The organism is Microcystis sp. Msp_OC_L_20101000_S702 (assembly GCF_007095705.1).
Taxonomy (GTDB): domain Bacteria; phylum Cyanobacteriota; class Cyanobacteriia; order Cyanobacteriales; family Microcystaceae; genus Microcystis; species Microcystis ichthyoblabe_A.
Genome location: NZ_SFBO01000205.1, coordinates 22,225 through 30,691, shown reverse-complemented (window position 1 = coordinate 30,691; position 8,467 = coordinate 22,225). Strand labels below are relative to the sequence as shown.

Sequence of the window (8,467 nt, the reverse complement as noted above, 5' to 3'; positions counted from 1 at the left end):
CTCAATCCAAGCCTTTGGGGGGTTCTACCCCCCAAACCCCCCGTTGGGGGCGTGGCGCCGCCCCCAAACCCCCCGCGCATTAGTTTTTCGGTGGGATGCTTACACGCAGCTGCTGATACGTCTGTAATAATTTAAGAGTCACTGATAATTGCTGATTGTCGGTATTTTTGCAAATGTTAGATGCACCCTTCCTAATTCCCACTTCCTAATTCCCACTTCCCATTTCATAATTCCTAATTCCCACTTCCCATTTCATAATTCATAATTCATAATTCATAATTCCCCGATCAAGATGAATTTAGAGACAATCATCCTAGAGGAAATTAAACAATCAGTAGCGGGTCGAATTAGCTTCGAGCGCTGGATGGATTTAGCTCTCTATCACCCTGATTATGGCTATTACACCTCTGGAAAAGTAGAAATTGGCTCAAAAGGAGATTTTTTTACTTCCTCGTCCCTAGGGGCAGATTTTGGCCAATTGTTAGCAGAGCAATTTGTCGAGATGGCGGAATTTTTGGGCAATTCGCCTGGATTTACTTTAGTGGAAGTGGGAGCAGGTTCGGGGATTTTAGCGAAGGATATCCTTGATTATTTAAGTGATAGCTATGCTGATTTTTATCAAAATCTCAGTTATATAATTATCGAACAATCTCAGAAACTCAGGGAAAGACAACGGGCAACTTTAGCGGGATATTCCCCGGTATCTTGGCAAAGTTGGCCGAATTTAGCTGATAATTCCCTTGTGGGTTGTGTGTTTAGTAATGAATTAATCGATGCTTTTCCTGTCCATCGAGTTGTGATTGAGTCGGGAGAATTACGAGAAATTTATCTGGGATTGGGGGAACCTTTTCAGGAGATTATCGCAGATTTATCCACCGACAGAATCAAAGACTATTTTGATTTAGTGGGGATAAATATTCCCTCCCCACTTTATCCGGAGGGTTATCAAACCGAGGTAAACTTATTAGCTTTAGACTGGTTAGAAACGGTTAATCGGAAACTCGATCGAGGTTATATCTTAACCATAGATTACGGTTACACTGCCGAAAAATATTATCATCCCCAAAGAAGTCAAGGAACCCTACAATGTTATCGACAACACCAGCGTCATGATCATCCTTATTTGTGGGTGGGAGAACAAGATATTACCACTCATGTGGATTTTACTGCTTTACAACGTCAAGGGGAGAAATTAGGCTTAAAAAATCTCGGTTTTACTCAGCAAGGATTATTTTTAATGGCTTTGGGATTGGGAGATAGATTAAATCAACTTTCTCAAGGAAAAATCGATATATTAACTATATTTCAGCGTCGAGATGCCCTACATCAATTAATCAATCCCACCGGTTTAGGAGGATTTGGAGTGTTAATTCAGGGGAAAGGAGTAGAGGAAAGAATACTTCAGGGATTAAGTAAATAACTAAAAAAAAGGGCTGAATGCTGTTAACTTTCAGCCCTAAGAAATGATTAAGCTCCTACGGATTCTTTAGCGGCATACATTACCTCTAAAGTTATTTCACCAATCCCTCGCTCCCGGGCGAATTTTTCGGTATTTCGTTTGACTTTCCCGCGCACAAAACCGGGTATTTTCTGCAATTCTACCGTAGCTTCCTTATTCCAATTTAGGTCAGAATCTGCCGAAATACCTTTAGTAATTACCTCTTTGGTATCATGACCACCGAATATCTCTAATAGGTGATCTTCCATACCCAAAGTAAAGGAATTATAGACCAAATCGGCGATCTGATTAGTGCCTTCGTAACCTAAGAAAGGTTTATAACCGAGGGGGAAATTTTGGATATGAATAGGTGCGGCAATTACTCCACAGGGAATATCTAAACGTTTGCCGACGTGACGTTCCATTTGAGTACCAAATATCGCCGCTGGTTCTAATCGAGCAATAGCATCCCCTATCGCCCCATTATCATCACTAATTAACACTTCATCGCAATATTCACTCACTTGTTCCCGGAACCAATCGGCATCATACTTGCAATAAGTCCCCGCTAAAACCACATGAATTCCCATCTCCCTGGCGAGAATTTTTGTCATAGCGGCTGCGTGGGTATTATCACCAAAAACCACCGCTTTTTTCCCGGTTAAATTCTGACAGTCGATGGAACGAGAAAACCAAGCAGCTTGGGAGATATGCAGAGTTTGTTCATTGATAAAATCTTCGTAATCTACTGCCGCACCTTGAGCATTAATTACCTCTTGAATTTGGCGAATACAGCGTGCTGTTTCCACCACTCCCATGGGGGTAATATCAACGTAAGGCATAGCAAATTCACTTTCGAGATATTTGGCTGTCATTAATCCCACTTCTCGATAGGGAACCAGATTAAACCAAGCGCGGGGCAGATTTTTTAAGTTGTCCACCGAAGCAGCTTCGGGGATAATTTCGTTAACTTCAATGTCCAAATCTGCCATTAACCGCTTTAATTCTGTGCGATCATGTTGGTTATGGAAACCGAGGGTGGTAATACCAATAATATTAACCGAAGGTTTAGGGGTTTTCTGGGAGATAATTTCCCCTTTTCTCTGGGCCTTATCGAGATAATACTTGATAATTTGATAGAGGGTTTTATCGGCCGCTTGTAGCTCATTATAGCGATAGTGGTTGACATCGGCCAGCAGCACATCTCCTTGGGCATCCTGTCGCGCTCTTTCGACAAAGTTTTGTAAATCCTCTTGGAGAATACTGGAGGTACAGGTGGGGGTTAAAACGATTAAATCGGGACTTTCTTCGCGATCTTTGCGAACAATATTATCGACGACTTTTTCTTGGGAACCCCGGGCTAAAACATTACGATCGACAATACTAGCAGTGACGGGGGTAAAATTACGCTCCCTTTCCAACATCGAGCGCATGACGTTAAAATAATCGTCTCCCAGAGGAGCGTGCATGATAGCATGAACATTTTTAAAGGAACTGGCGATCCTTAACGTGCCAATATGAGCGGGACCCGCATACATCCAATAGGCCAATTTCATAGAGGGTTCTCCTACAGTCAGACTTTTTTGATTGTCTCAGACTTTACGGATTTAGGAGTGAACACTTAACGGAAGATTACAAAAAGTCCCCATGCAGATTAAGTATCTTTTCGGGGGAAAATGACACAAATGTTAATATTAACTTTTTTAACAATTTATGTCATGAGGGCAAAAATTTCTTTACCGACCGCTTGGTAACAAAGCCAACCGAAATTCGACCGGGGGTCGGGATAATCTTTGACGATGACTCCCTTTTCGGCCGCTCGTTCAAAAGCGACTAAACGGGGAATTTCTCGCTTAAATAGCGGTAATTTTGCTTCTTCTAGAGCTTTCCGCGCTTCCCGTCCTGTTTTTGTCCGTGAATCCACTTGTGTTAACAGAACTCGATAATTATCGGTCATCGTGGACAGCAATTCTGCCGCTTTAATGGTGACATCGATATCGAGATGATTGGGAGTGGTGGGTAAAATTAATAAATCGCTGCCCTGAGCTAAATCTTTTAACTCGTCTGGCTCCGGCCGGGCCTGGGTATCGACGATAATATGAGTGTATTGTTTTACCAGTCCCGTCGCTCCAGCTTGGGACGCTACCATAAAAGGAAGGGTATCTTCCCGGGACCAATGGAGAGCCGAACGATTTTTATCCGCATCAATCAATAAGGTGGGCGCTTTTTCTTGAAAATAGGCGGCCAAATGAATCGATGTGGTGGTTTTCCCGACCCCTCCCTTCAGTGCTACGACGGAAATAATCATGAACGGCTTGATCGAATAAGTGAGTATTTTCTAGTGTAATCCCAGACGGACTGAAAACCGTTTAAGTTTCCCCCCAGAAAGGCTATCAGTCAGGATTCTAGATTTTTGAGCCTGGCTCTCTCGATATTTTGGTGTAATGTGTTTCTTAATGTTGGATTTTATGTTAGATTTTGGGCTTATGCTCTCCCGATCGATCACTTTTTCTGCTCACCACAACTACGGGAGCGTCTTCAATGTTGAAGCAATTCTTAGCAATAGCGATCGCTTTCATGATTGGGTTAACTGGGGAATTAGTCCTCTCTTTACCCGCTACTCGTTTATCTGATCGAGAAATCTCCCAACAATTACAGACTATCCCGGGCTGGCAGTTACGAGATCAACGGATTGAAAAAACTTTTAAATTTAACAATTTTATCGAAGCGATCGCTTTTGTTAATCGCTTAGTTACTCCGGCTGAATCCCTAGGCCATCATCCTGATATTACCATCAATTACAATCGCGTTACTCTTTCCCTCACTACCCATGACGTGGGAGGTTTGAGTAACTTAGATTTTGATTTAGCTCAACAAATTGATCGTCTGATTCCCTAGTTTTAAATCAGCCTTTAAAGCACACAGCTATTATCTTTGCGAATATCCCAACTACCATCAACACGGAATAAAAATAAACAGCGTTTGTCGGGTGTACCGGAAGCAACTAAAGTAATTCTGCCTAACTGTCCCCAAGAACCTCCTAAACCCCCCCTTGTATCGGCCCAACTAGCGCGATAAATTGTCCCTTGATTACCCACAGGTCCACTAACTCGGCGTAGGGTAGAATTATTAGTATCGATGCTAACACCGCGAGTGATGGGAGTCCAATCGGTGACATTTTCACATTTGTCCCCTTGCACTTTTGCCACTTTAATCTGTTGGGTTTCATTTTCTGCCATGCACAAAGATAGGGGATCAGAACCTTCTCCCGTCGCTTGATAACGGGTATGTTTCCAATGTTGTGATATTTCAAAGGTGGCGATATTTAAGCGAATCCAAGCCATTAAACGATGATAAACAGAAAGGGCAATAGTTAAGAGAATTCCTAATAAAATTAGGGTAACTAACATCTCGACTTGAGTTAAGCCAGAGGTGGATTTTTGCCGATTAAAAAGCTGTAGATTGCCAAAATGTTTTCGAGAAAGGTCGAAGATATTCATGAGCCTCATCTTGCCTTTTTATTTTCAATAAATTATGTAATTAACAAGGAGCAACAATTAATTTGCTCTAGGATAATCCACATAATTTCTTGCTGTTATTACGGACAAAATTGACTGCGATCTCTATTTTTCCTGATATGGTCAAAAATGAGCTAAATAAAAGCAATTTTCTGATTTTTTGCTCAATTTAATTTATTTGCTCTGTTTATATAGCCAAATATCCCGCTAACGAATAAATCCCAATTGTCGTCTGGCCTCAAATAATCCGATCGCCACACTAACGGAAAGATTTAAACTTCTCACCCCCGGTTCTGCCATGGGAATATAAACCGTGTCATCGCACTTATTTAATAAATCTGCTGGAATACCGTCGGTTTCACTGCCAAAAAGTAGCCAATCTCCGCTTTGATAGCTGTATTCGACATAACTGCTGCTGCCGCGCACTGTAAACCCGATCGCCCTTCCGCCGCTCTTTTGCTGATATACACAGAAGTCATTAATTGTCAAGTGGTACATGAGTTTTACATGGGGCCAATAATCTAAGCCGGCCCGCTTCAGATAGCGATCGCTAATTTCAAAACCCAAGGGACCTACTAAATGCAATTCTGTCCGCGTTGCGGCGCAAGTACGGGCAATATTACCCGTATTTGGCGGAATTTGCGGATTGATTAAAACCACTCGTAAAATCGCTTCAGTCATCATTAATCAGTAATCAGTTATCGGTTATCGGTTATCAGTTCACTGTTCACGGCAAAAAACTCCCCACCTCTCAATTCATAATTGATAATTTAAATTTATAATTCCCACTTCCCATCTCCCTTGGGTGAGGACTAACTATACTAGATTCTGCCCCACCCTAGTCAAACTTATTTTAATTTAATTGGTATAACTATCCATACTCAACGGGACTAAATCGCCATGGATGGTCAAACCTAACAACATTGTTGCATTAGCGGGGATTAAATTGCCTGTAAGAGCGCAAATCTCATTTTTTCTAGCTGTAGCGTTAAATACTGCCCTTATATCACCAGCACAAAACTGAGGTCGATAATCTCCTGATTTCTGCTGAACGAAATTCCATAAGACATCGCGAATGAGTGCTTGATAACCTTGATTGCCAGAAATCTCTTTCAGCTTGTCTTTGAGGACTCTTTCCAGACGAATGCTGGTGACTTCCATCTCGGTAGTGGTGGTGCGTGTGATTGTCCGCATAATTTTTTTTCTCCCAAATACTAAAACCTATTGGTGCTACAAGTGTAGTATAAGCAAGATACCTTTAACAAGCACAACCAGCGAAACCATCACCTCTGCTGCTCTTTTATTGTTACCTCTAAGGAAAAACCGCGTCTAGTCAGAATCCTATTTTGCTGCTAGAAAAAACATTGCTTATAGCCTATTTATTAAGAAAATTTTAGGTAGAGTGCGTTAGGTAATCTCTCATTTGTAGGAAAAAAATCAAGCTCTTGTTAAGGAACGGATATTTAATGAGTAAAAATTATTAGACAAAGGACAAGAGAGGCATTTATTATCCCGATTTACTCTATTATTGGTCAAGTAAACCATCTTTAATTTCCCTTCTGATCTCATCTAAGTATTGGGAAGATTGCTGATAATTAGTATGATCTTTATCGTTTATTTCTACCCCTTCTGCTAGTTTTAATACTGATGTATGATTGGGATCAATAAATTTTGGGATCGGTAATTTAATTGGGATAACTTGATGATTAGAAAAATAGGTGGCAAAATCAAAATAGCCGAATTTAGAATCAAAAACAATCCATTCTTTGTCAATTAATTGTAGCTTAGGATCTTTGACATCAAAAGCGTATAAAAAAGCGGCGGTATAAAAACCCGCATAATATAAAAAGTCATTATCATTGCTAAAACTGCAACCAGAAGCTGTAGTGGGATGACCAGGACATATATGAGGTATAAATTCTTCTCTAGAATGATATTTTTGTATTTTTTCTAACACATAACTATCGTATTTAGGACGACAACAACATACGGTATGACCATAGACAGACGTTAAATAAAATCTATCTCCTTTATATCTCAATCCCAAGGAACATTCATCATAACTTAAATCAACCATATCTCCCCCCTCTCCATAGCCTCTATTGTTAGAAGTTTTCTTGTAATAGAAGCTATAATGAATATCTCCATCCGTGCCATTATATTCTTTTTTTCGGAGACGAATAGCATTGATTAATTTAATCCAGTCAGACTTCAGCATAAACAGCAATCGCATTGATTAAATAATTAACCATTATTATAGCAGTTATCTTAACGGTGAGATAGGAAGTTTTGGTTTTGGGGAGCCTGTCGTCGGTCGTCCATAGCAAATTAGGTTATACTTCATCTTGATAAGAAACGCTGTCCTATACCCAAACCCCTAGAAAAAATTGTTATTGTTCCTCAGATTGACAATAACTCTAATTGTCTCCCCTCTAGGTCTTTAACCCTGATATTTTCTTGAGAATTTCTGGATAAATCTAAAGCTTTAATCACCTCTTTTGCCACTGCTTTTACCACGGGAATAGCCACAGAATTGCCGAACTGTTTATAAGCTTGGACATCGCTAACAACAATCTGAAAACTATCGGGAAATCCCTGTAATCTTGCCCATTCTCTGGGGGTCATTCTGCGGACGAATAACTTATTTACCTCTCCCTTGATGCGAGTAACGGGAGTAAAATTAGTCAGTCTTTGATCGATAACTAAATTTCTTTCTTTTCCCATACCTCCCACCACAATAGCATTAGCGATCCCATCGGGAGAAATAATCTCATAACCGAACCCATTACCTTTATTTTGGTGTCTGGCCCTGTGTTTAAACAAGGTTTCTAAATACTGATTAGAGAGATAATATTTAACGCTGACTTCCTTTTCTTCTAGAATATCTTTGAGACAAGTTTCTTGATGGGTTGGTTGAGGATAGGAAAAATGGTAAATATTTAAATCTTCTCGAAAACCGACGATAAAAATTCGGGGACGGTTTTGAGGAACCCCAAAATATCTGGCATTTAAAATCTGGGGACTAGGGACAAAATAATGCAAATCCTTTTCTAATATATCTAAAATAGTTTTTAAAGTTTTACCTCGATCATGATGGACTAAACCCTGGACATTTTCTAAGATAAAAGCTTTCGGTTTCTTTTCGTGTAATATCCGGGCAACTTCAAAAAATAAGGTTCCGCGTGCATCTTCAAAACCGTGTTTTCTGCCGGCGATACTAAAGGCTTGACAGGGAAAACCGCCGCAGAGTATATCATGATCGGGGACAGTTTTTGCCTCTAATTTTCTGATGTCTTGATTATCAGGTAAATGACCATAGTTAGCTAAGTAAACCTTTTGGGAGTGAGGATCGATTTCCGAGGAAAAAACGCATTGACAACCGAGATTCTCTAGAGCGATTCTAAATCCTCCTATACCGGCAAATAAATCAATAAAAGTCCACATATTTTCTCTATTCTAAGCTTCCGTTTTGATCCCAGAGACGATATTAAACTGGCTATCTTAGATTTTA

General features: G+C 40.3%; 9 protein-coding genes. 2 read left to right on the top strand and 7 right to left on the bottom strand.

What is annotated here, in order from left to right:
• Positions 1–292 precede the first annotated feature (292 nt).
• The gene (locus EWV60_RS21030) at positions 293–1,420 is read left to right on the top strand and encodes a class I SAM-dependent methyltransferase (protein ID WP_287234484.1); all 1,128 of its coding nucleotides are present in this window, start codon (positions 293–295) and stop codon (positions 1,418–1,420) included.
• Between the two features lie 47 nt (positions 1,421–1,467).
• On the opposite strand, the gene bchB is transcribed toward EWV60_RS21030, so the two are convergent.
• Positions 1,468–2,994, bottom strand: coding sequence for a ferredoxin:protochlorophyllide reductase (ATP-dependent) subunit B (bchB, locus tag EWV60_RS21025; protein WP_002770669.1), 1,527 nt, complete (start codon positions 2,992–2,994; stop codon positions 1,468–1,470).
• Positions 2,995–3,149: 155 nt separating this feature from the next.
• On the bottom strand, positions 3,150–3,746 hold the full coding sequence (locus EWV60_RS21020; protein ID WP_002740297.1) for a nucleotide-binding protein: 597 nt from the start codon (positions 3,744–3,746) through the stop codon (positions 3,150–3,152).
• Between the two features lie 233 nt (positions 3,747–3,979).
• Here EWV60_RS21020 and EWV60_RS21015 point away from each other — a divergent pair, with 233 nt between their 5' ends.
• Positions 3,980–4,336 (top strand): 4a-hydroxytetrahydrobiopterin dehydratase, encoded by a 357-nt coding sequence (locus tag EWV60_RS21015; RefSeq protein ID WP_004162302.1) that lies wholly within the window; start codon positions 3,980–3,982, stop codon positions 4,334–4,336.
• A 14-nt stretch (positions 4,337–4,350) separates the two neighbouring features.
• Here the strand turns inward: EWV60_RS21015 and EWV60_RS21010 are convergent, their stop codons facing one another.
• From EWV60_RS21010 to EWV60_RS20990, 5 genes are all read right to left on the bottom strand, one after another.
• Positions 4,351–4,938, bottom strand: a complete 588-nt coding sequence (locus EWV60_RS21010) for a hypothetical protein (protein WP_002776764.1) — start codon at positions 4,936–4,938, stop codon at positions 4,351–4,353.
• Positions 4,939–5,163: 225 nt separating this feature from the next.
• Complete coding sequence (locus tag EWV60_RS21005) at positions 5,164–5,637, bottom strand: tRNA (cytidine(34)-2'-O)-methyltransferase (protein WP_287234478.1); 474 nt, start codon at positions 5,635–5,637, stop codon at positions 5,164–5,166.
• Between the two features lie 177 nt (positions 5,638–5,814).
• Complete coding sequence (locus EWV60_RS21000; protein WP_002776760.1) at positions 5,815–6,150, bottom strand: hypothetical protein; 336 nt, start codon at positions 6,148–6,150, stop codon at positions 5,815–5,817.
• Positions 6,151–6,481: 331 nt separating this feature from the next.
• Positions 6,482–7,174, bottom strand: a complete 693-nt coding sequence (locus EWV60_RS20995) for a hypothetical protein (protein WP_016517049.1) — start codon at positions 7,172–7,174, stop codon at positions 6,482–6,484.
• Positions 7,175–7,356: 182 nt separating this feature from the next.
• Entirely contained in the window at positions 7,357–8,400 is a 1,044-nt protein-coding gene (locus EWV60_RS20990; RefSeq protein WP_287234473.1) for a DNA cytosine methyltransferase, read from the bottom strand.
• Positions 8,401–8,467 lie beyond the last annotated feature (67 nt).